Raw genomic sequence first — 22,820 nt, 5'->3', positions numbered from 1 at the left:
GTTTGGGCTTGGGTGATATCCCGGCGGGGGTTTCCGCTGGGTGGGGGGGGGCGCAGTGGCGGCGCGCCCGGGCCCCCCCCCCCCCCGGGGGGGTTTTGGGGCGCGGGGTCCGGGGCGGAGCCCCGGGTCCTTTCGCCGCGTTACGCCGGGATCCAGGCGTAGCAGCCCGTGGAGTTGAACTCCGTCGTGCCGGCGGGGATGTTGGCCGTGATCTTGTCGCCCGGCTTCGGGGCGGTCTCGGGGCCCGCGGCCAGCGTCGTGCCGTCCTTGCCCTTCGCCTCCCACTTGCAGGTGGCGGCCTGGGTCAGCGCGCGGTAGTTGCCCGCCGCGGGCGACTGGCGGGTGCCGTCCGGGAAGCCCTTCTCGGCCGCCGCCAGGATCGGCTTCTGCTCCGGGCACAGCAGCGGGATCGCGTCCTTCGCACCCGGGATCTCCCCGGCGATGATCGACCCGGTCGCCGCGTCCTTGTCGTGCTTCGCCGTGCGCTCGACCCGCTGGCAGGCCTCGTGGCCCCCCTGGAGGACGGCCGCCGGGTCCATCTTGTCCGGGACGCGTCCGCTCAGGTACTGCTTCTCCTGCGCGGTGAAGGTGCCCGTCTTCGGGGTGAGCTTCGCGTCGGGCACGACCGGGCCCGTCGGCTTCGCGTTGGGGTCGTTCGACGGGGCGGGGGTGTCCGCCGGGTCGGGGACCGCCGAGGAGGCCGGGGGCTTCGCCTTGGCGTCCGCGCCGGAGTCGGCCTTGCCGCCGTCCGAGCTGCAGGCGGTCAGCGTCAGGGCCGCGGCCAGCAGGACAGCGACCGCTGCGGGGCGTCGGTACATCGGATGGCTCCCGTACGTGCGTGCTTGCGTGCTTGCGTGCTTGCGTGCTTGCTGAAGGGGGCTGCGGGGCCCGGCCGCACCGGCCGGGCCCCGCTGCCACGGCTACTTCGCGCCGAAGGTGAGCACCAGCTGCGGGGCGCCCTCCGCCGCGGTGGACTCCGAGGACCAGAGCCACAGCGGGTCGGTGCCCGTGCTGGTCAGGCCCATGCTGTAGCTGCCGCCCAGCGCGGCCGAGAGCGCGGCGGTGTCGAGCGGGACGTTCTGGACGGCCGAGCCGTCCGGCACGCTCGCGATGCTGCCGAGCGGGGTGGTGCCCAGCGTCGGCTTGGTGTTGAAGGTGGTGCCCCCGCCGCTCCAGGTACCGGTGACCGGGACCACGGACACCTTGTCGGCGGTGCCGGCGCCCGTCTGCGTCGTGGTCTTGAACTGGAGGGACGCCGACTTCAGGACCTGACCGGCCGGGGCGGCCGGCAGGGTGAAGCGCAGGTACGTCTCGTACGCCGAGGTGCCGCGCACCGCGAGCGAGGTGGACGTGCCGTAGGCGGTGCTCGGGGCGCCCTGGTTGATGTAGGTGTCCTCGGACGCCTTCACCGTGGAGACGGTGTCGGTCGGGGCGCCGGCCAGGTCGAAGTGGTTCTTGACCTGGGCCTGGGTGAGCGCCGACGGGTACACGGCCGTCTCGTCGAGCTGCCCGGCGAAGAAGTTGCTCGTCGGGCGGTTCGGCCAGTTGGCGAGGTTGTCGCCGCCCACGTGCCAGTAGCCCGCGTAGGACGTCGAGGTGGTGACGTTGAGCGTGCCCTTGTTCTGACCGTCGACGTACAGGGCCATGCCGGCCGGGCCCTGGGTGGCGACCACGTGGTGCCACTTGTTGTCGTTGTACGTCTCGAACAGACCGGTGGTGATCGTCTTGGTGCTGCCGCTGTACACGCCGAAGACCAGACGACCCGTGTTGGTCATGTAGATGTGCTTGTCGTACGTGTCGCTGTTGCGGCTCTGGTTGCTGCCGAAGCCGACCAGCTTGCCGCCGCGGGTGGTGTTCGTCTTGAACCAGGTCTCGATGGTGTAGGCGTTGCCGAGCGTCTGGCGGCGGTCGCCGTACACCTGCTGGCTGGTGCCGTTGAAGGCCATCGCGGTACTGGCCCCCGAGACGGCGCCGGGCGACTGGCGCAGGGTCGGCGCGTTGAGCTGGAGACCGCTCATGTTGCCGCCGACGGAGGAGTCGGCGACGTACGGGCTGACCGAGTCGTCGTAGCGCCAGTACAGCTGGGCGCCGTCCGCGCGGACCTGGTTCGGGTAACCCTGGACCCCGGTCGGGACGGTCACCGAGGTGGTGGCCGACAGGGCGCTGGTGTTGCCCGCGCCGTCGGTGGCGGTCACGCGGTAGGTGTACGTCTGGCCACCCTTGACCGTGGTGTCGTTCCAGGAGGCCTGGGGACGCTCCCACTCCAGGGAGTCCGCGGCGACGGTGGCGATCGGCGTGGTCGAACCGTTGCGGTAGATGCGGTACGTCAGCTTGCTGTCGTCCGAGTCGTAGCTGGTGCGCCAGCGGACCTGGGCCTCGCCGGGCTTGACGCTGCCGGCACTGGCCACCGGGGTGGTCGGCGCGCCGCGGTCGCCGGTGGAGGCGAAGCGGGTCAGACCCCACTGGGTCTTGCCGTTGATGAGGGTGAACTCACCGCCGACCCACATGTACTTCACGTCGTTCTTCTCGGCCACGGCCATGACGCGCGGGCCGATGCCCTCGGTGCCGTCCATGCCGTCGTTGGCCGTGGGGTGCCAGCCGAGCTTGCCGGGGCTGCGCACGAAGCCGTCGACGGGCGCGGGGGCGGCGCCTTCCCAGTTGGTCTTCTGGGCCAGGAGGAAGTTGCGCTTGCCGTCGGGGAACTCCTGCTCGGTGGTGCAGTTGTGCGCGTGCGAGGAGCTGTACAGGACGCCCTCGTACGGCAGCACGAACTGGGTCGCGCCGAGGCAGCGGTCGCGCCACTTCTCGTTGAAGTCGCTGAGGTTCAGGGCGATGCGGCCGTCGAAGACGCCGCCGCCGGAACCCTCGTTGCCCGTGTAGAAGCCGCCGTTGTCGTCGGTGGCGATGTCCTTGACGACGGAGTTCGACGGGATGTTGGTGTAGGTCTTCTTGACCGCGCCCGTGCCGGAGTCGACCACGGCCAGGGCGTGGCTGGTCTTCCCGTTGACGGTGAAGAAGTCGCCGCCGAGCAGCACGCTCTTGCCGTCGGGGGTGACCTCGACGGCGCGGCCCGGCTCGTCGACGTTGGCGACGAACGGCTTGAGCGCTCCGGTGCCGGCGTCGACCGCGGCGAACCGCTCGCGGGTCTGGCCCTCGACGGTGTTGAAGTCGCCACCCGTGTACAGGGTGTCGTCGGTCACGGCGAGCGCGCGCACGGTGGCGGGGAAGCTCGGGTGGAACGAGGCCTTGGGGGTGCAGCTCGCGATGTCGATCGCGGCGAGGCTGGACACCGGGGTGCCGTTGACCGCGCCGAAGGAACCGCCCGCGTAGAGGGTCTTCTTGTCCTTCGACACGACCAGCGTGCGCACCGTGGCGGTGCCCTCGCCGATGGTGAAGGCCAGCTTGCAGGAGGTGGGGTTGCCCGTCGCGGCGTCGAGCGCGACGAAGTTCACGGCCTCCTGCTCGGCGCCGGCGGTGCCCTCGGGCGGGCGCACGGCGGAGAAGGTGCCACCGGCGAAGACGGTGCCGTTCGCCTGGGCCATCGCCCAGACCACGCCGTTCGTCTGCCAGGTGGGCAGTTCGTCGGCGGTGAACGCGACCGGAGGCGTGATGGCGGACGCCTCGGGCATCAGCACCAGGCCTATGCCCGTGCCGGCGCCGGCCAGTGACAGGACGAGGGCAGCAGTCAGCCCTCTGGATCTACGCATGAGCCCCCCAGGGCGAGTTGCCCGGTTTGATGGCTGGAACTATCCGAACAGCCATATGTATCTGCGCAGACTAGGGCTCACGAAGGGCCCGGTCACCTCGCTCGACCCATTGCTACCAACTTGGAATCAACAGGTTCCACTTGGACGGTGCGCACGACGGACATACGGCAGGTTTGACCCGGTCGTACCTGGCGGACTGACCGGGACACGGCAAATCGTAGGCGAAATATACAAGTCCTCAGCGGTCGATGCGGACCGTCGCACCCGCCAGTTGGTCCTCGACCTGGCGGATGTCGGCGTCGACCATGATCCGGGCCAGTTCGGCGACGAGCACCGTCGGCTTCCAGCCGAGCAGCGACTCGGCCTTGGAGGCGTCGCCGATGAGCGCGTCGACCTCGCTGGGGCGCTCGTACTTGGGGTCGTAGCGCACGTGCTCGTTCCAGTCGAGGCCGGCGTGACCGAAGGACGCCTCGACGAACTCGCGGACGGTGGCGGCCACTCCGGTGGCGACCACGTAGTCGGTCGGCTCGTCCTGCTGGAGCATCCGCCACATGGCGTCCACGTACTCGGGGGCGTAGCCCCAGTCGCGGACGGCGTCGAGGTTGCCGAGGTAGAGCTTCTCCTGGAGACCGGCCTTGATCCGGGCGACCGCGCGGGTGATCTTGCGCGTCACGAAGGTCTCGCCGCGGCGCGGGGACTCGTGGTTGAAGAGGATCCCGTTGACGGCGAACATGTCGTACGCCTCGCGGTAGTTGACGGTGGTCCAGTACGCGAACACCTTCGCGGCACCGTAGGGGCTGCGAGGGTGGAACGGGGTCCCCTCGTTCTGCGGGGGCGGGGTCGCGCCGAACATCTCGGAGGAAGAGGCCTGGTAGATGCGGGTGTCGACACCGCTGGCCCGGATGGCCTCCAGCAGGCGCAGGGCTCCGAGGCCGGTCACGTCGCCCGTGTAGAGCGGGGCGTCGAAGGAGACGCGGACGTGCGACTGCGCGCCGAGGTTGTAGACCTCGTCGGGGCGTATCTCGCGGAGCAGGTTCACCAGGGCCACGCCGTCGGAGAGGTCCGCGTGGTGCAGGACGAAGGAGCGGTTCGCCGTCTGCGGGTCCTGGTAGATGTGGTCGATGCGCTCCGTGTTGAAGCTGGAGGACCGCCGCACGAGCCCGTGCACCGTGTAGCCCTTGGAGAGCAACAGCTCGGAGAGGTACGAGCCGTCCTGCCCGGTGACTCCGGTGATCAGTGCGGTCTTGCCCATGCGGTCCCCCTGGGGTGCGTTGCCGTACGTTGCGGTCGGTCGTGTCCCACGGCTCCCGTGGCCCGGCGCTCGCGCCCCCGCGCGACGCCCCCCGGACCGGCGCTGTCCGGAACCTGGACTGGATGCGTACCGTACACGCCGCCGCCGGTTCCGGCGGGGCCGGGTGTGCGGCGGGGTGCCCCGGCCCGCACCCGGCTCCGGCGGAACCGGCCTTGGCGGCTTCGCCGCGTGGGGCTCCGCCCCACACCCGGCGCCTCGAACTCCGGCGAGGCCGCATCCGTCCCCACCCGTCCCGCCACCCCCGCGGGAGCGGGCCGGCATCATCGGCCGTATGACAAGTACGCCTCTTCTGCCCCCGAACGCCCGTGTCTTCGTCGCGGGGCACCGCGGTCTCGTGGGGTCCGCGGTCGCCCGCCGGCTGACCGCCGACGGTCACGAGGTACTCACCCGCGGCCGCGCCGAACTCGACCTGCGCGATGCCGCCTCGACCGGGGCGTACCTGAACGACGTCCGCCCGGACGCCGTCGTGCTGGCCGCCGCCAAGGTCGGCGGGATCATGGCCAACAGCACCTATCCGGTGCAGTTCCTGGAGGAGAACCTCCGGATCCAGCTCAGCGTCATCGCCGGCGCGCACGCCGCCGGCGTCGGGCGGCTGCTGTTCCTCGGATCGTCCTGCATCTACCCCAAGCTGGCCCCGCAGCCCATCCACGAGGACGCGCTGCTGACCGGCCCCCTGGAGCCGACCAACGAGGCATACGCCCTCGCGAAGATCGCCGGCATCGTCCAGGTCCAGTCGTACCGCAAGCAGTACGGCGCCTCGTACATCTCGGCCATGCCCACGAACCTCTACGGCCCGGGTGACAACTTCGACCTCAAGTCCTCGCACGTCCTGCCGGCGCTGATCCGCCGGTTCCACGAGGCCGCGGCCGAGGGCCGCGAGGAGGTCACGCTGTGGGGATCCGGCACCCCGCGCCGGGAGTTCCTCCACGTGGACGACCTCGCCGCGGCCTGCGCCGTGCTGTTGGAGTCGTACGACGGCGACGAGCCCGTCAACATCGGCTGCGGCGAGGACCTGACCATCCGTGAACTCGCCGAGACCGTGGCCGAGGTGACCGGCTTCCGGGGCCGCCTCGCCTGGGACACGTCCAAGCCGGACGGAACCCCCCGCAAGCTGCTGGACGTCGGCCGCCTGACCTCGCTCGGCTGGAAGCCCGGCATCCCGCTGCGCGACGGCATCGCGGCCACCTACCGGTGGTGGCTGCGGGAGCAGGCCGACGGCAGCGGGCGGAACGGCTGATCCCTCCCGGGTGCCCTCAGTACGCTCCGCGGCCGTCCACGACGGCGCGGAGCGTACGACCCATCACGTCGACGTCGCTGGTGAAGGACCAGTTGTCGACGTACTGCAGGTCGAGCTGGATCGTCTCGTCCCACGACAGGTCCGACCGCCCGCTGATCTGCCACAGCCCCGTCATCCCGGGCCGCACGGTGAGCCGGCGCAGCTCGACCTCGTCGTACTGCTCCACCTCCTCCGGCAGCGGCGGGCGCGGGCCGACCAGCGACATGTGGCCCGTCAACACGTTGATCAGCTGCGGCAGTTCGTCCATCGAGGTACGGCGCAGCAGCCGACCCACACGGGTCACCCGGGGGTCGCGGCGCATCTTGAACATCAGGCCGTCGTTCTCGTTGGATCCGGACAGCTCGGCCTTGCGCGCCTCGGCGTCCACGACCATCGTGCGGAACTTCCACATGGTGAACGGCGCCCCGTCGCGGCCGATGCGCTCCTGGCGGTAGAAGGCCGGGCCGGGCGAGCCGAAGCGGATGGCGAGGACGATCGCGAGGAAGACCGGGGCGAGCAGCAGCAGCCCGCCGGCGGCGCCCGCCCGGTCCAGGGCGGACTTGAGCAGGGTCTGCACGCCCCGGCTGACCGGCGGCGCGACCCGCAGCACGGCGAGTCCGCCCGCGGACAGGGTCTCCAGCCGCTTGACGGAGACCTCCACGAGCCCCGGGAAGACGGCGAGTTCGAGTCCGGCGTCGTGCAGGGCCCAGGCGACGCGGCGCAGCCGCTCCCCCGCGATCCGCGCGCCCGGCGCCACCAGTACCAGGTCGACGCCCAGGCTGCGGACGGCCCCGAGGACGGCGGCGGAGTCGCCGCCCTGTGCCTTGGGCATCACGGCGGCGAGTCGGGCGGCCTCGGGTACGCCGCTGCCGAGCGGGCCGTCGCCGACCGCCACCACGCCGACGACCACGTACGGGTGGTCGGTGCGCGAGGCGAGGTGGGCGATGACGTCCTCGGCGGCGTCGGGCTCGCCCACGACCAGGACCCGGCTGACGGCCTGGGCCTCGCGGCGGGCGGCCGAAAGGTGCCGGTAGGTCAACTTGTGGTGGGCGACGGTGATGAGGAGGGCGGGCACGAGGGCGGCCAGTGCGGACAGCCTGGGCGTGTCCTCCTCGGTGACCACACGGGCCACGGCCAGGACCCCGATCAGAATCAGCCAGTCGTGCAGGACGGGCAGCACTCCGCGGGATTCTCCGAGCGCGCGGGCCGTGTAGCGCCGGCGCACCGCCTGTACGCCGGTCCACGCGAGCGCGGCGGCGAGGGCGCAGTAGAGGGGTCGTACCTGCTGGGCCGCGTGGAAGACGAGGCCCACGGGCACGGCGGCCCCGAGGAAGTCGGCGACGAGGGCGGCGGGCAGGTACCAACGGGCCTTGTCACCGAGGCTCCTTGCGGGCACCAGGGTGTCCCGGGCAGCCCTGGCCAACCTTTGCGCAGGAATATGGACATGCCTCATGGGCCCCCCTGGCACGTGGTCAATGACGGCGGCGACTGTCCACCACTTCCCCAGGCAGCGGACGTCCGTCGCACCGAGAAACAGTACGACAAACGCCAGTAAGGCAAATGCCGTTTCGGGCAACGCGGTCTCCCGTTGCCCAAGTGTTAGCAAGCGGTACCGGGCGCTCCGAATACCGGACCCCGCGCCATGCACGCAAAAGTGAACAGTCCGGATACCGGATATGTCTCTTCGAACAACGAACCGTTTTTGGCCAATCATTTGACGCGGTCCTGACATTATGTGCTGCGGGTGGCACTCTTCGACCGTTCATCGCACCAGCCCTGATCTGCCCGGAGGCCCACCCAGCCGTCCGGAACCCCCCTTGCAGAAGGAGTCTGCGTTGAGGTCCACCCCCCAGAGGCGTGCCACTGCGGCCGGCGCGCTCGTTGCCGCAGCGGCCATGCTCGCCGTCGGCATCCAGGCCGGTACCGCATCCGCCGACGCCACCGCGTCGCAGGCCCGCACGGCCGCCAAGCCCAACCCGGGCGCGGCCCCCGCCAAACTCAGCGCTTCGGAGCGTGCGACGCTCCTGGCCGACGCCAACTCGACCACGGTGCAGGCCGCGAAGGCCCTCGGCCTGGGCAGTGGCGAGAAGCTCGTCGTCCGTGACGTGGTCAAGGACGCGGACGGCACCACGCACACGACCTACGAGCGCACCTACGACGGCCTCCCGGTGCTCGGCGGTGACCTCACGGTCCACGCCAAGGGCGGCGTGACCAAGTCGGTCACCAAGGCGACCAACCACGAGATCAAGGTGGACACCTCCGCCACGGTCGCCGCTGCCGCCGCCGAGGGCCAGGCGATATCCGCCGCCAACGCCTCCGGCGCCAAGGAGGCCAAGGCCTCCAAGAGCGCCCGCAAGGTGGTCTGGGCCGCCGACGGCGCCCCCGTCCTCGCGTTCGAGACCGTCGTCGGCGGCCTCCAGCACGACGGCACCCCGAGCCAGCTCCACGTGATCACCGACGCCAAGACCGGCGCCAAGATCACCGAGTGGCAGGCCATCGAGACCGGCACCGGCAACACGATGTACAGCGGCCAGGTGAACCTCGGCTCCACGCAGTCGGGCAGCACCTACAACCTGACCGACGCCGGGCGCGGCGGCCACAAGACGTACAACCTGAACCACGGAACCTCGGGCACCGGCACCCTGTTCTCCGGTCCGGACGACATCTGGGGCAACAACCTCGCGTCCAACCTGGAGACGGCCGCCGCCGACGCCCACTACGGCGCCGCGGTCACGTGGGACTACTACAAGAACGTCCACGGCCGCAACGGCCTGCGCAACGACGGCGTCGCCCCGTACAGCCGCGTCCACTACGGCAACAACTACGTGAACGCCTTCTGGGACGACTCCTGCTTCTGCATGACCTACGGCGACGGTGACGGCAACGCCAAGCCGCTCACCTCCACCGACGTGGCCGCGCACGAGATGACCCACGGTCTGACCTCGGTCACCGGCAACATGACCTACAGCGGTGAGCCCGGCGGTCTGAACGAGGCCACGTCCGACATCATGGCGGCCGCGGTCGAGTTCTACGCCAACAACCCGACCGACGTCGGCGACTACCTCGTCGGCGAGAAGATCGACATCAACGGTGACGGCACCCCGCTGCGCTACATGGACAAGCCGAGCAAGGACGGCGCGTCCAAGGACTCGTGGTACTCGGGCATCGGCTCCATCGACGTCCACTACTCCTCGGGCCCGGCCAACCACTGGTACTACCTGGCCTCCGAGGGCTCCGGCGCCAAGGTCATCAACGGCGTGAGCTACGACTCGCCGACCGCCGACGGCCAGCCGGTCACCGGCATCGGCCGTGACGCCGCCTCGAAGATCTGGTTCCGCGCGCTGACCACCGGTCTGTTCAAGTCGAACACCAACTACGCGGCGGCCCGTACGGCCACCCTGCAGGCGGCGGCCGACCTGTACGGCGCCGGTTCGGCGACCTACAACAACGCGGCCAACGCGTGGGCGGGCATCGGCGTCGGCGCGCGCGTCGTGAACGGCGTCTCGGTCACCAACCCCGGTAACCAGAACACCGTCACGGGCAGCGCCGTGAGCCTCCAGATCCAGGCCACCAGCACCAACGCCGGCGCGCTGACCTACTCGGCGACCGGTCTCCCGGCCGGGCTGTCGATCAACGCCTCGACCGGCCTGATCTCCGGTACGGCCTCCACCGCGGGCACGTCCAACGTGAACGTGACGGTGAAGGACTCCGCGAACCAGACCGGTACGGCGGCGTTCACCTGGACGGTCGGCACCCAGCAGCAGACCGTGTTCGAGAACACCACGGACTACGCGATCAACGACAACTCCACCGTCGAGTCGCCGATCACCGTGAACCGCACCGGCAACGCGTCGAGCACGCTGAAGGTGGACGTCAACATCCTCCACACCTGGATCGGTGACCTGAAGGTCGACCTGGTCGCCCCCGACGGCAGCGTGTACAACCTGCACAACCGCACCGGCAGCAGCGCGGACAACATCATCAAGTCCTACACGGTCAACGCCTCCTCCGAGGTGGCCCAGGGCGTGTGGAAGCTGCGTGTCAACGACAACGCGTCGGCCGACACCGGCAAGATCGACAGCTGGAAGCTCACCTTCTGACCCCCACCGGGGCCGGATGAGCACCTGCTGAACCGATAGACACGGGGCCGCCCGGGAGGAAGACCTCCCCGGGCGGCCCTGTCCCATTGGGCCGTGGCCGCACGTGACCACGGCCCCTGACGCCGGGGACCTTCGCCGCGGGCCCGCGCACCGCCGCACGGGGAGACCGGGAACGAGCGAACCTACGCAACCGTGGGTTCGGGTGACCCACCGAGTGACGGACGTGCCCCATGCCGCAGATCCCCCCGAACGCCCCCGCGGCGCAGCGTCCCTGACTGGTCCAGGGCGGCATGGGCGTCGGGGCGTGGTGCGCTGGATGGCGGCCGGGAGTGCGACGACCTCGGCTAGCGGCGCGGGTTCAGGAGTCCGCTGAAGCGGCGGAGGAGTTCCTCGCCGCCGCCGTTCCAGTCGCCCCGACCTTCACCGCCGCCACCACCGTTCCAGTCCCAGCGGCCGCCACCGTCACCGCCGCCGCCGTTCCAGTCGCCGCGGTCGTCGCCGTCGCCGCCGCCGTTCCAGTGGTGGCCGTCGCCACCCTCCCGGGTCGGCTTGAAGAAGACGGAGACGGCGTCCACGTTGTGGGCCCGCTCGCCGGGGTCCAGCACCCGCTCCGCGTGGCCGTTGCAGCCGCGGTTGTCGAAGAGCACGGCCAGCGACTCCGTGTCGTTCCAGATCTCGATGGCGGGCTCGTCCCGGGAGGTGTGCGTCAGCACGTAGCAGGTGTCGTTCTCCGCGGGCCGGATCTGTCCGGTGCGCTCCTGACCGGCCTCGTCGAGGAACCGGTAGTGCAGCAGGCCCAGGTTCCGCCCGTCGTGGCCGTCGTGGCCGTCGGCCAGCGAGGGGCCGGCGGTGGGCAGCACGAGCGCGACGGCGCCGGCGAGCACGGCGGCGGTGGTGCGAAGACGCATGGGGGAAGTCCGTTCCTCGGGTCCGCGGACACCGGTTCCGCCCGGCATCTGCGGGCAGCGTAGGAGCGCGGACCCCCGCAGGAACGATTCATCGGCCCGGGGGCGTGCGTGGTTCACCCAAGAGGCCGGGCCGTCCCCGGCCCGGTCCGGGTACGGGTTCAGGGGCGGGTGACCGGGGCGGCGGCCGGGGCCGCAGGGGTGGGGATCGCCGGGGCGGGGACGACCGGGGCCGCCGCGCGCGGCGAAGGCCGCAGCAGGAGGAACACCGCCAGGGCTCCGGCGAGACCCATCAGCGCCGAGGTGAGGAAGGTGCCCCGCAGCGCGCTCGCGAACGCCGCGTCCACCAGGGCCGCCAGCGCATCGCGGGCCTGCCCCTCGGGCGCGGCCGCGAGCAACTGCCCCGCCCCGCCGGAGGCGAGCGGCTCCGCCAGCCCCCGGCCGCCCTCGCCGAGCCCCGACCGCAGCCCCGCGTGGAAGACCGCGCCGAGCACCGCGATCCCGAGGGCGGTGCCGAGCTGCCGCGCCGTGTTCAGGGCGCCGCCGGCCATCCCCGCCCGCGCCGGGGCCACGGCCCCCATGGCGGTGGCGGCCAGCGCCGGGGTCGCCGCGCCCACGCCGACCCCGGTGACGAGCAGCCCCGGAACGAGCGCCGCCCAGCCGTCTCCGGCGTCCAGCATCCAGGCCTGGAGCAGCGCGCCCACCCCGACCAGCAGCAGCCCGCCGCCGATGGTCAGCCTCGGCGAGACCCCGTGCAACAGCCGCCCGGCCCCCGCGGCCACGACGAAGCCGGCCGCGCTCATCGGCAGCAGCGCCAGCCCCGCACCGACCGGGCTCATCCCCCCGGCGGACTGGAGCCACACGGAGACGTACATCAGGTACGAGAACGCGGCGCCGGTCAGCAGCAGTCCGGCGGCCATGACCGCGACGAAGGTGGGGCTGCGGAAGAGCGAGAGGTCCAGCATCGGGTGGGAGCCGCGCAGTTCGACGAGGACGAAGCCGGCGAAGGCGGCCGCGCCGAGCCCGAGCAGCCCGAGGGTGGTGGCGGAGGTCCAGCCGTTCTCGCCGCCCCGGATCACGGCGTACGTGACGGCCGCCGCGCCCGCGGTGAAGCCGGCCATCCCGGGCAGGTCCAGGCGCCGGGCGAGCGGGTCACGGGACTCGGCGACCGCGCGGAGGGTGACGTACAGGGCGAGTGCGCAGACGGGCAGGTTGATGAAGAAGATCCAGCGCCAGCCGAAGTGCTCGGTGAGCAGCCCGCCGATGATCGGACCGGACGCGGCGGCGGCGCCGTTGGCCGCGCCCCACACCCCGAAGGCCACTCCGCGGTCGCGGCCCTGGTAGGCGCCGCTGAGCAGGGCCATGGTGGTGGCGAACATGGCGGCTCCGCCGATGCCCTGGACGGCGCGGAAGGCGATCAGCTGGGTCGGGCCGGTGGCCAGCCCGCAGGCGAGCGAGGCGGCGGCGAAGAGGGCGATCCCGGCGAGGTAGACCCGGCGGCGGCCGATCCGGTCGGCGAGCGAGCCGGCGCCGAGCAGCAGGGCGGCCAGCGCGAGGGCGTAGACGTCCATGACCCACTGGAGTCCGGCGAAGCCTGTGTGCATGTCGGCGGCCATGTCCGGCAGGGCCACGGTCACGATCGTGACGTCGACCAGGAGCATGAAGGCCCCGAGGCAGACGGCCGTCAACGGCAGCCATTTGCGCATGGGAGTTCTCCTCGGGTGGGGAGGGGCGGAGGGTTTCCGGGGCGGTTCCCCGGTGACGCCAGGCTGCCGGTGCCCCGCCCGCATCCCCCACCCGGGAACCCCGATCCGCCGGATTTCCGTCATCACTTCCTCGGGGATGATGGAAACCGTGAACATCACGGAGAAGCAGTCGGCGGAGCCGGCGGAGCTGGACGCCCTCGACCGGTCCCTGGTCCAGGCCCTCTCGATCGACGGCCGGGCCCCCTTCAGCCGCCTCGCCGAGGTGCTGGAGGTGTCCGACCAGACCGTCGTGCGGCGCTACCGGCGGCTGCGGACCTCCGGCCTGCTCCGGGTGGTCGGACTGCCGGCGGGCAGCCGCGTCGGGCTGTTCGAGTCCTGGCTGCGGGTGCAGTGCGCCCCGGACGCGGCGCTCCCGGTGGCCGAGGCGCTCGCCCGGCGCCCGGACATCGCCTGGGTGACCCTGAATTCGGGCGGCACCGAGGTCCACTGCATGACCCGGTCGCGTACCCGCAGGGACCGGGACGCCCTGCTGCTGGACAAGCTGCCGCGCACCCGCCGGGTGACGGGCATCAGCGCCCACACCATCCTGCGGAAGTTCTTCGGCGGCGACGACGCCTGGGTGGGGCTGGACGCGCTGAGCCCCGACCGGATCGCGGCCCTGCGGCGGCCGCCGGCCGGACCGGCCCCCACCGAGCGGTACGTCATGGACGAGACCGAGCTCGCGCTGCTCGCCGTGCTGAGGCGGGACGGCCGCGCCGGGTACGCGGAACTGGCGCGGGCCACCGGTCTGTCGGAGTCCACGGCCCGGCGCAGGATGGACCGGCTGCGGGACCTCGAAGCGATCTTCTTCGACGTGGAGTTCGTCCCCGCGCTCTTCGGCTACGAGGCGGAGGCGACCTTGGTCCTGACGGTCCCGCCGGCACGGCTGGCGGAGGTGGGGGCCGCGCTGGCGGGTCACCGCGAGGTGGCCTTCGCGGCGGCCGTGACCGGGGCGGCCTCCCTGATGGCGGTGGTGGTGTGCCGGGACACGGACGCCCTGTACACGTACCTGACCGAGCGGATCGGCGCCGTGGACGGCGTGGGTCAGGTGGAGGTGATCCCGACCCTGCGCAGCGTCAAACGGGCCGGGATGCTGGTGGAGGACGGGCGGCTGGTGGACCCGCCGCCCGCCCCCTGAGCCGTCTCCCGGACCGCGTGCCGGGCTCAGCGCAGCAGTACGCCGCCTCCCGTGTCCGTGTCCACCGGGGCGGCGACCAGGCCCAGTTCGGCCGGGGTCGCCAGCAGCGGGTGCGAGGGCACGATCCGTACCGTGTAGCCGAAGGGACCCGTGCGGTCGAGGGCGAGCGGGCCCTCGTACACCCAGCGGCCCTCCATGTCGGGCCCGGCGACCGGCTTGAGCGGGAAGCTCCGCCCGTCCCGGATCACGTCCTGCGGGTCCACCCGGCCCGCGAAGGCCTGCACCTCCACGTCCTCGGGGTTCAGCGCGTCCAGCGACACCTGTACGCGCAGGGTGAGGGTGGCACCGAGCTCGGCGGTGCCGTTCACCGGAGCCGCGGCCAGCGCCTCCACGTGCTCGACGGCCACCCGCGGCCAGGCCGCCCGGACCCGCCCCTTCCACCAGGCCAGGTCACGCGCCGCCTCGGGGGTCAGGGCCCGGTGGGCGAGTGCGGCCGGCGCGTAGAGCCGTTCCACGTACTCGCGCACCATCCGCCCCGCGAGCACCTTCGGCCCCAGTGAGACGAGGGTGCGCCGGACCATCTCGATCCACCGCACGGGGAGCCCGGTGCGGCCGACCCGGTCGTAGAAGCGGGGTGCGACCCGGCCCTCGATCAGCTCGTAGAGGGCGTTCGCCTCCAGGTGGTCGCGCCGGTCCTCGTCCGCGCCGAGCCCGTCGGCGGTCGGGATGGCCCAGCCGAAGTCCGGCTCGAACCATTCGTCCCACCAGCCGTCCAGCACGGACAGGTTGAGGCAGCCGTTCAGCGCGGCCTTCATCCCGCTCGTGCCGCAGGCCTCCAGGGGCCGCAGGGGGTTGTTCAGCCAGACGTCGCAGCCCGGGTAGAGCTTCTGCGCCATCGCCATGCCGTAGTCCGGCAGGAAGACGATGCGGTGGCGCACCCGCGGGTCGTCCGCGAACCGCACCAGCTCCTGCACGAGCCGCTTCCCGCCGTCGTCCGCCGGGTGCGCCTTGCCCGCGACGACGATCTGCACCGGCCGGTCCGGGTCCAGCAGCAGCCTGCGCAGCCGATCGGGATCGCGCAGCATCAGCGTCAGGCGCTTGTACGAGGGCACGCGCCGGGCGAAGCCGATGGTGAGCACGTCCGGGTCGAGTACGGAGTCCACCCAGCCCAGTTCGGCATCGGCGGCGCCGCGCTGGCGCCAGGAGGCGCGCAGCCGGTCCCGTACCTCCTGCACGAGCTGTTCGCGCAGTACCCGTCGCAGGTCCCACACGTCCTGGTCGGGGATCTCGGCGACGGCGTCCCAGCGCCGGGAGCCGCCCACCGACAGGGCGTCCTCGGTGCGGCCCGCGCCGATCTGGCGGGCGCCGAGCCGGACCACCTCCGCGGCCACCCAGGTCGGGGCGTGCACCCCGTTGGTCACGGAGGTGATGGGCACGTCGGCCGGGTCGAAGCCGGGCCACAGCCCGGCGAACATCTCGCGGCTGACCGCGCCGTGCAGGGTGGACACCCCGTTGGCCCGCTGGGCCAGGCGCAGTCCCATCACCGCCATGTTGAACACCCCGGGATCGCCTCCGGGATAGCTCTCGGCCCCGAGTTCCAGGATGCGGTCGACCGGTACGCCCGCCAGTTCCCCACCCTCCCCGAAGTGCCGGGCGACCAGGGACCGCTCGAAGCGGTCGATCCCGGCCGGGACGGGGGTGTGCGTGGTGAACACGGTCCCGGCGCGCACCGCCTCCACGGCGGCGTCGAAGCCGAGCCCCTGCTCCCTCTCCAGTTCCCTTATGCGCTCCAGCCCCAGGAACCCCGCGTGCCCCTCGTTGGTGTGGAACACCTCGGGGTCGGGATGCCCGGTGATCGCGCAGTACGCACGGACCGCGCGCACCCCGCCGATGCCGAGCAGCATCTCCTGGAGGAGCCGGTGGTCGCTGCCGCCGCCGTAGAGACGGTCGGTCACCTCGCGGGCCGCGGCGTCGTTGTCCTCGACGTCGGAGTCCAGGAGCAGCAGCGGCACGCGGCCCACGCGGGCCTGCCAGACGTGCGCGTGCAGGGCACGGCCGCCGGGCAGGGTCAGGGACACCCGGGCGGGTGCCCCGTCCTCCTCCCGCAGCAGGGAGAGCGGCAGTTCGTTCGGGTCGAGCACGGGATAGTGCTCCAGCTGCCAGCCGTCGCGGGAGAGCGACTGGCGGAAGTACCCGTGGCGGTAGAGGAGTCCCACCCCGATGAGCGGGACGCCGAGGTCGCTGGCGGCCTTCAGGTGGTCCCCGGCCAGGATGCCGAGGCCGCCGGAGTACTGGGGCAGGGCGGCGGTGATCCCGAACTCGGGCGAGAAATAGGCGATGGCCGCGGGCAGACCGGCCTCGGACTCCTGCCCCTGGTACCACCTCCCGCCGCCCACGTAGTCATCGAGATCGGCGGCGACGACGGCGAGCCGCCGCAGGAACCGCCGGTCGGCGGCCAGTTCGGCGAGGCGGGCGGCGGAGACGGCCCCGAGCAGCCGGACGGGATCACCGCCGGCGGCCTGCCAGCCCTCGGGGTCGACGGATTGGAAGAGTTCGCGGGTCTCGGCATGCCACGACCAGCGCAGATTGCGCGCGAGGTCGGTGAGCGGCAGCAAGGTCTCCGGGAGGACGGGGCGCACGGTGAATCGACGGATAGCCTTCACGTGTTCCACCTTCGCAGGGGATTGCGGATCGGAGCGGCCGCACCACGCTGTGCACCCGCGCATCACCGTTCCTAATCAGTGAATATTAGTTGCACTGGCACGCCCCGAACGGTTTTGGGCGTACTCGGTCCCCGCGTTCCCTTCCCGTTCGGCGACACGTCTCCGGGGGCGTGGTCCGTTGCGGGCGGGCGGTTTCCGTCGTGCCCTCGGACACCACGATCGGCCTGGACGGTCCGATGCCCTGCACCATCACTCCGGTGATGCAGGGGCGGTGCCGTCCGTCGCCGGATCGGGTACCCGAGGGCGCGGATCCCGGGGTCGGGGTCCAGCGTGTCCCCGTGAACCAGGTCCCGTGCACCGCTGCCCGACAGTGTCAGCCGGGCCGTCCAGCAGGGTGCGAGCACGTCCCAGTCCTTCAAGCCGAGGTCGATGCGCTCGATCCGCACCCACGTCTCACCGGGCGTGCGCAAGGCCGTCCCGAGGCGCGGGTCCCCGCGCAGACAGCGCACGACGACCTTCGTCACGTCGCCGTCGGGCTCCGGCGGGCCGTGGACCTGCACGCGCGCCGCGCGCTCGAGCAGCCGCGACAGCACCGGCGAGTCGGTGCGCAGGGAGGCGAGCCGGTCCAGTTCGCGGTCGTCCAGCGCCGGTTCGACGCACGGCAGGGCGTCGAACAGCGCGGCGAGGGCCTCGTGGTCGTCCTCCCGTACGGCGGCCGCCACCAGCGCCGAGGCCAGTTCCCGCTCCGCCTCCGGCTCCCACACCACCGCCGTCACCGCCCGCGCGGCCGTCTCCCGTACCCGGGGATCGGGTGACGCGAGCCGGGCGGGTATCACTCCGGCCTGCCGGCGGGGGCCGCCGTGTGCGCGCGTCGTTCGCTCGGGCTCATGCCGTACGCCTCGCGGAAGGCGCGGCTGAAGACGGCCGGGTTGCCGAAGCCCCAGCGGGTGGCGATGGCGCCGATGGGGCGGGTGAGGAGTTCGGGGCGGGAGAGGTCAGCGTGGCAGCGTTCCAGGCGGCGGCGCCGGATGGTGGCGGCGACGCCGTCCTCCTGGTCCCGGAACATCTGGTGCAGTCGGCGCACCGAGATGTGGTGGCGGTCGGCGACGAGCTGCGGGGTCAGGCCGGGGTCGCCGAGGTTGTGGTCGATGAAGGAGTCGATCCGCTCCATCAGGATCCGGGTTCGGGACTCGGAGGGGAGGTCCTCGTAGGTGTCGCAGCGCTCGGCGAGGACCGCGCTGATCAGGTCGACGGCGACCCGGCCGAGCCGGGTCCGCTCGACGGGCCCGCATTCGGACGCGTGCGTTTCCAGCGTCCTCATGAATCCGGCCAGGATCGCGCCCATGCCCGTCTCGCCGGAGATCCGCTGGGCGACCAGCCGGTCCGTCTTGTCGGACGGGAGGGGCAGCTCGCTCCTGGGCACCTGGATGACGATGTTCCGGATGGCGCGGTCCTCGCCCAGGGCCCCGGCCGCGTTGGGGTGCGCGGTGTTCAGGAGCACCATGTCACCGGGGTTCACCTCGGTTCCGTTGCGGTTCTGCTCCAGCCACATGGGGGATCCCGTGAGGAGCGAGAACTGGTACCGCTCCGGGTCGTTCTGCCTGACCTGTGCGGGGGTACGTCGCGACTGGCACGGGGTGCACTCGAAAGTGGACAGTTGCAGGACGTCCAGAGCGAGCACCCCCGCCTCCGCCCGGAAGCCGCCGGAGGCCGGGGGATCGCGGAGCTCGGTCGGTACCAGTTCGTTGGCGATGACGTCGGCGAACCATTCGAACCTGTCCGCCGCGGGCACCGCGGCCGAGGACATTTTCGACCACATCTTCCAGGCCCCCCGCCCGTCACATCGATCACTCCCGCCCCTCGGGGTGACAGGCGATTCTCTCCCGCGCGCCGCCCACGGACAGTGCGGCGACACCGACTTGACTGAGCCTCGGCGGATGTCGACCCGGCTCTTGGTATCGACCGTGCCAGTACGTACGAGTAGTTAACCAAGCACCCGGATTGGGCGGGGCGAGAGTGGGAAGGGCTCCCCGGGTACGCGCGACGCACAACACGGTGCACGCGCCGTACACGCACGGCGCACCCGCCCACAACCTCTCCCCGCCACCCGAGTGAACGCGGACAGGAGCGGCCATGCCCGCAGCCCAGCCGTCCCTTGAGCGGCTAGAAACAGAGCGAACAGAGCGTGCACTACCAGCCGCGATACCGGCTGGCCTGTTGTCACCGAGCCCTGCGAACTGCCCCCAGGTGATCCCATCATGATCGGTCGCATTCCCGTGCTGGACGTCCGCCCTGCCGTCGACTGCGGCGCCAGACCCGCCAAGGCGGTCGTGGACGAGTCCTTCGAGATTTCCGCCACCGTGTTCCGCGAGGGCCACGACGCCCTCGCCGCGCACGTCGTGCTCCGCGATCCGAGCGGACGGCTGCGGCCGCCCGTTCCGCTGCACGAGCTCGCCCCCGGCACCGACCGGTGGGGGGCCAGGGTCCGCGCCGAGGTCGAGGGGAGGTGGACGTACACCGTCGAGGCGTGGAGCGACCCGTTGGCCACCTGGCGGGCGCACGCCGCGATCAAGATCCCCGCCGGGATCGACACCGGGCTGACCCTCCTGGAGGGGGCGGAGCTCTACACCCGGGCCGCCGCCAAGATCCCCAAGCGCGACGGACGCGACGTGGTGCTGGCCGCCGCCGAGCTGATGCGCGACGACGAGGGCGAGGTGTCCGCGCGCTACGCGGCCGCCCTCGACCCGGACGTGGCCGCCGCCCTCGCGAAGAAGCCGCTGCGCGAGCTGGTCACCGCCTCCAAGCCGCTGCCGCTGCTGATCGAGCGCAAGCGGGCCCTCTTCGGCTCCTGGTACGAGATGTTCCCCCGGTCGGAGGGGGCGGTGCTCGAACCCGGCGAGGCGCCGGTCGGCGGCACCTTCCGGACGGCGGCCGAGCGGCTGCCCGCGATCGCCGCGATGGGCTTCGACGTGCTCTACCTGCCGCCGATCCACCCCATCGGGTCCACCTACCGCAAGGGTCCGAACAACACGCTCTCGGCGGGGTGTTGGGACCCGGGCGTGCCCTGGGCGATCGGTTCCACGGAGGGCGGGCACGATGCCGTCCACCCGGACCTGGGCACCATCGAGGACTTCGACGCCTTCGTCGCGCGCGCCCGCGAGCTGGGCCTGGAGATCGCCCTGGACTTCGCGCTCCAGTGCTCCCCCGACCACCCGTGGGTGGAGAAGCACCCGGAGTGGTTCCGCCACCGCGCCGACGGGACGATCGCGTACGCGGAGAACCCGCCGAAGAAGTACCAGGACATCTACCCGATCCACTTCGACACCGACATGGCCGGGATCGTCGAGGAGACCGTGCGGATCCTGCGGTACTGGATGGAACACGGCGTCCGGATCTTCCGCGTCGACAATCCGCACACCAAGCCGGTGGTCTTCTGGCAGAGGGTGATCGCGGACATCAACAAGTCCGACCCGGACGTCATCTTCCTCGCGGAGGCCTTCACCCGGCCCGCGATGATGCGGGCGCTCGCCTCCATCGGCTTCCAGCAGTCGTACACGTACTTCACCTGGCGCAACACCAAGTCCGAGCTCACCGAGTACCTGACGGAACTCGCCGACACCCCCTCGGCCTCGGTCATGCGGCCGAACTTCTTCGTCAACACCCCGGACATCCTCCACGAGTACCTCCAGAAGGGCGGCCGCCCCGCCTTCGAGGTGCGCGCGGTGCTCGCCGCCACGCTCTCCCCCAGCTGGGGGGTCTACGCGGGCTACGAGCTCTGCGAGAACGAGCCGGTGCGGGAGGGCAGCGAGGAGTACCTGAACTCCGAGAAGTACGAGCTGCGACCTCGCGACTGGGCCGCCGCCGACAGCGAGGGCCGCACCATCGCCCCGCTGATCACCTCCCTGAACCGGATGCGCCGCCGGAACCCGGCCCTCCAGCAACTGCGCGACATCCACTTCCATTCGACCGACAACGAACAGGTGATCGCCTATTCGAAGCACGCGGGCGCCAATTCCGTACTGGTGGTCGTCAACCTCGATCCGCACCACACCCAGGAGGCGACGGTCTCGTTGGACATGCCGGTACTCGGCCTCGACTGGCACGGGTCCCTCGCGGTGCGCGACGAGCTCACCGGCGAGACCTATCACTGGGGCAGGGCGAACTACGTACGCCTGGAACCGGGCCGCACGCCCGCGCACGTACTGGCCGCCCTGCGACCGTCCCCGCCCACCGGAGGGTCACCCACCACATGATGATCAACGATCCCGTCCCCGACACCTTCGAGGACACCCCCGCCAAGGACCGCGACCCCGACTGGTTCAAGCGGGCCGTCTTCTACGAGGTCCTCGTCCGCTCCTTCCACGACAGCAACGGCGACGGCGTGGGCGACCTCAAGGGGCTCACCGCCAAGCTGGACTACCTCCAGTGGCTCGGTGTCGACTGCCTGTGGCTGCCGCCGTTCTTCGCCTCGCCCCTGCGCGACGGGGGCTATGACGTCGCCGACTACACCTCCGTACTGCCCGAGTTCGGCGATCTCGCCGACTTCGTGGAGTTCGTGGACGCCGCCCACCAACGCGGCATGCGGGTGATCATCGACTTCGTCATGAACCACACGAGCGACCAGCACGAGTGGTTCCAGCAGTCCCGCAAGGACCCGGACGGCCCCTACGGCGACTACTACATGTGGGCCGACAACGACAAGCAGTACCAGGACGCCCGCATCATCTTCGTCGACACCGAGACGTCGAACTGGACGTACGACCCGGTGCGCAAGCAGTACTACTGGCACCGCTTCTTCTCCCACCAGCCGGACCTCAACTACGAGAACCCGGCCGTGGTGGAGGAGATCGTCTCGGCGCTCCGCTTCTGGCTGGACCTCGGCATCGACGGCTTCCGCCTCGACGCCGTGCCCTACCTGTACGCGGAGGAGGGAACCAACTGCGAGAACCTCCCGCGCACCCACCAGCTCCTCAAGCGGGTCCGCGCCGAGATCGACGCGCACTACCCGGACACGGTGCTGCTCGCCGAGGCCAACCAGTGGCCCGAGGACGTCGTCGACTACTTCGGCGACTTCGCGAAGGGCGGGGACGAATGCCACATGGCCTTCCACTTCCCCGTCATGCCGCGCATCTTCATGGCGGTGCGCAGGGAGTCGCGCTACCCCGTCTCCGAGATCCTGGCCAAGACCCCGGAGATCCCGGACCGCTGCCAGTGGGGCATCTTCCTGCGCAACCACGACGAGCTCACCCTCGAAATGGTCACGGACGAAGAGCGCGACTACATGTACGCCGAGTACGCCAAGGACCCGCGCATGCGGGCCAACATCGGCATCCGGCGCAGGCTCGCCCCGCTCCTGGACAACGACCGCAAGCAGATGGAGCTGTTCACGGCCCTGCTGCTGTCGCTGCCCGGCTCGCCCGTCCTCTACTACGGCGACGAGATCGGCATGGGCGACAACATCTGGCTGGGCGACCGCGACGGCGTCCGCACGCCGATGCAGTGGACCCCGGACCGCAACGCCGGTTTCTCCTCGTGCGATCCGGGCAGGCTGAACCTGCCGGTCATCATGGACCCCGTCTACGGCTACCGGGTCACCAACGTCGAGGCCGCGATGTCCTCGCCCTCGTCGCTGCTGCACTGGACCCGCCGGCTGATCGAGGTCCGCAAGGCGAACCCCGCCTTCGGTCTCGGCTCGTACACCGAACTGCCCTCGTCCAACCCGGCCGTCCTCGCGTTCCTGCGCGAGTTCGGGGACGACCTGGTGCTGTGCGTGCACAACTTCTCGCGCTTCGCGCAGCCCACCGAGCTGGATCTGCGGTCGTTCAACGGGCGGGTTCCGGTGGAGCTCACCGGTGACGTGCGCTTCCCACCGATCGGCGAGTGGCCGTACCTGCTGACGCTGGCGGGACACGGCTTCTACTGGTTCCGGCTACGCAAGGAACAGCGCGGCGAGCAGCGCGCCGAGTAGGGCCCG

At 71.3% G+C, this 22,820-nt stretch carries 14 protein-coding genes; 5 read left to right on the top strand and 9 right to left on the bottom strand.

The window, feature by feature from the left end; all coding sequences use genetic code 11:
* Positions 1 to 140: 140 nt before the first annotated feature.
* The 3 genes from ACFYYJ_RS27230 to gmd all read right to left on the bottom strand — a co-directional run bounded on the left by ACFYYJ_RS27230 (position 141) and on the right by gmd (position 4,959).
* Positions 141 to 818, bottom strand: coding sequence for a hypothetical protein (locus ACFYYJ_RS27230; protein ID WP_389136224.1), 678 nt, complete (start codon positions 816 to 818; stop codon positions 141 to 143).
* Positions 819 to 920: 102 nt separating this feature from the next.
* On the bottom strand, positions 921 to 3,707 hold the full coding sequence (locus ACFYYJ_RS27225; protein WP_389136221.1) for a LamG-like jellyroll fold domain-containing protein: 2,787 nt from the start codon (positions 3,705 to 3,707) through the stop codon (positions 921 to 923).
* Positions 3,708 to 3,945: 238 nt separating this feature from the next.
* Positions 3,946 to 4,959 (bottom strand): GDP-mannose 4,6-dehydratase, encoded by a 1,014-nt coding sequence (gmd, locus tag ACFYYJ_RS27220; protein ID WP_385122197.1) that lies wholly within the window; start codon positions 4,957 to 4,959, stop codon positions 3,946 to 3,948.
* 331 nt (positions 4,960 to 5,290) lie between these two features.
* Here gmd and ACFYYJ_RS27215 point away from each other — a divergent pair, with 331 nt between their 5' ends.
* On the top strand, positions 5,291 to 6,256 hold the full coding sequence (locus tag ACFYYJ_RS27215) for a GDP-L-fucose synthase family protein (RefSeq protein ID WP_385122196.1): 966 nt from the start codon (positions 5,291 to 5,293) through the stop codon (positions 6,254 to 6,256).
* Positions 6,257 to 6,272: 16 nt separating this feature from the next.
* On the opposite strand, the gene ACFYYJ_RS27210 is transcribed toward ACFYYJ_RS27215, so the two are convergent.
* On the bottom strand, positions 6,273 to 7,748 hold the full coding sequence (locus tag ACFYYJ_RS27210; RefSeq protein WP_385122194.1) for a sugar transferase: 1,476 nt from the start codon (positions 7,746 to 7,748) through the stop codon (positions 6,273 to 6,275).
* Between the two features lie 382 nt (positions 7,749 to 8,130).
* On the opposite strand from ACFYYJ_RS27210, the gene ACFYYJ_RS27205 reads away from it, so the two are divergent.
* Positions 8,131 to 10,395, top strand: a complete 2,265-nt coding sequence (locus ACFYYJ_RS27205; protein ID WP_385122192.1) for a M4 family metallopeptidase — start codon at positions 8,131 to 8,133, stop codon at positions 10,393 to 10,395.
* Between the two features lie 344 nt (positions 10,396 to 10,739).
* Here the strand turns inward: ACFYYJ_RS27205 and ACFYYJ_RS27200 are convergent, their stop codons facing one another.
* Both ACFYYJ_RS27200 and ACFYYJ_RS27195 read right to left on the bottom strand, forming a co-directional pair.
* Positions 10,740 to 11,303 carry a hypothetical protein gene (locus ACFYYJ_RS27200; RefSeq protein ID WP_385122190.1) on the bottom strand — a complete coding sequence of 188 codons (564 nt, stop codon included), beginning with the start codon at positions 11,301 to 11,303 and terminating at the stop codon, positions 10,740 to 10,742.
* Positions 11,304 to 11,461: 158 nt separating this feature from the next.
* Positions 11,462 to 13,006, bottom strand: coding sequence for an MFS transporter (locus ACFYYJ_RS27195; protein ID WP_389136215.1), 1,545 nt, complete (start codon positions 13,004 to 13,006; stop codon positions 11,462 to 11,464).
* A gap of 148 nt (positions 13,007 to 13,154) precedes the next feature.
* Here ACFYYJ_RS27195 and ACFYYJ_RS27190 point away from each other — a divergent pair, with 148 nt between their 5' ends.
* Complete coding sequence (locus tag ACFYYJ_RS27190; RefSeq protein WP_389136212.1) at positions 13,155 to 14,183, top strand: Lrp/AsnC family transcriptional regulator; 1,029 nt, start codon at positions 13,155 to 13,157, stop codon at positions 14,181 to 14,183.
* Between the two features lie 26 nt (positions 14,184 to 14,209).
* Here ACFYYJ_RS27190 and glgP read toward each other — a convergent pair whose 3' ends face one another.
* From glgP to ACFYYJ_RS27175, 3 genes are all read right to left on the bottom strand, one after another.
* Complete coding sequence (gene glgP / locus ACFYYJ_RS27185) at positions 14,210 to 16,846, bottom strand: alpha-glucan family phosphorylase (protein WP_389136209.1); 2,637 nt, start codon at positions 16,844 to 16,846, stop codon at positions 14,210 to 14,212.
* A 71-nt stretch (positions 16,847 to 16,917) separates the two neighbouring features.
* Complete coding sequence (locus tag ACFYYJ_RS27180; RefSeq protein ID WP_389136206.1) at positions 16,918 to 17,682, bottom strand: hypothetical protein; 765 nt, start codon at positions 17,680 to 17,682, stop codon at positions 16,918 to 16,920.
* Positions 17,679 to 18,653 carry a helix-turn-helix domain-containing protein gene (locus ACFYYJ_RS27175; RefSeq protein WP_389136205.1) on the bottom strand — a complete coding sequence of 325 codons (975 nt, stop codon included), beginning with the start codon at positions 18,651 to 18,653 and terminating at the stop codon, positions 17,679 to 17,681. The genes ACFYYJ_RS27180 and ACFYYJ_RS27175 overlap by 4 nt, the downstream gene beginning before the upstream one ends.
* A gap of 451 nt (positions 18,654 to 19,104) precedes the next feature.
* On the opposite strand from ACFYYJ_RS27175, the gene ACFYYJ_RS27170 reads away from it, so the two are divergent.
* The gene (locus ACFYYJ_RS27170) at positions 19,105 to 21,099 is read left to right on the top strand and encodes a maltotransferase domain-containing protein (RefSeq protein WP_385122168.1); all 1,995 of its coding nucleotides are present in this window, start codon (positions 19,105 to 19,107) and stop codon (positions 21,097 to 21,099) included.
* Positions 21,096 to 22,814: a maltose alpha-D-glucosyltransferase gene (gene treS / locus ACFYYJ_RS27165; protein WP_384587317.1), complete on the top strand. Its 1,719-nt coding sequence runs from the start codon at positions 21,096 to 21,098 to the stop codon at positions 22,812 to 22,814. The genes ACFYYJ_RS27170 and treS overlap by 4 nt, the downstream gene beginning before the upstream one ends.
* The last annotated feature ends 6 nt before the right edge of the window (positions 22,815 to 22,820 follow it).

The sequence above is a fragment of the Streptomyces sp. NPDC002467 genome (genome assembly GCF_042889825.1).
Taxonomy (GTDB): domain Bacteria; phylum Actinomycetota; class Actinomycetes; order Streptomycetales; family Streptomycetaceae; genus Streptomyces.
The sequence above is the reverse complement of the archived record's forward strand: the minus strand, read 5'-3'. Positions and strand labels throughout refer to the sequence as shown.

Coding starts and splice junctions, on each gene's coding strand:
- ACFYYJ_RS27210 (WP_385122194.1), bottom strand. CDS start 7,748: ATGAGGCATGTCCATATTCCTGCGCAAAGGTTGGCCAGGGCTGCCCGG.
- ACFYYJ_RS27215 (WP_385122196.1), top strand. CDS start 5,291: ATGACAAGTACGCCTCTTCTGCCCCCGAACGCCCGTGTCTTCGTCGCG.
- treS (WP_384587317.1), top strand. CDS start 21,096: ATGATGATCAACGATCCCGTCCCCGACACCTTCGAGGACACCCCCGCC.
- ACFYYJ_RS27175 (WP_389136205.1), bottom strand. CDS start 18,653: ATGTCCTCGGCCGCGGTGCCCGCGGCGGACAGGTTCGAATGGTTCGCC.
- ACFYYJ_RS27170 (WP_385122168.1), top strand. CDS start 19,105: ATGATCGGTCGCATTCCCGTGCTGGACGTCCGCCCTGCCGTCGACTGC.
- ACFYYJ_RS27230 (WP_389136224.1), bottom strand. CDS start 818: ATGTACCGACGCCCCGCAGCGGTCGCTGTCCTGCTGGCCGCGGCCCTG.
- ACFYYJ_RS27195 (WP_389136215.1), bottom strand. CDS start 13,006: ATGCGCAAATGGCTGCCGTTGACGGCCGTCTGCCTCGGGGCCTTCATG.
- gmd (WP_385122197.1), bottom strand. CDS start 4,959: ATGGGCAAGACCGCACTGATCACCGGAGTCACCGGGCAGGACGGCTCG.
- ACFYYJ_RS27225 (WP_389136221.1), bottom strand. CDS start 3,707: ATGCGTAGATCCAGAGGGCTGACTGCTGCCCTCGTCCTGTCACTGGCC.
- ACFYYJ_RS27200 (WP_385122190.1), bottom strand. CDS start 11,303: ATGCGTCTTCGCACCACCGCCGCCGTGCTCGCCGGCGCCGTCGCGCTC.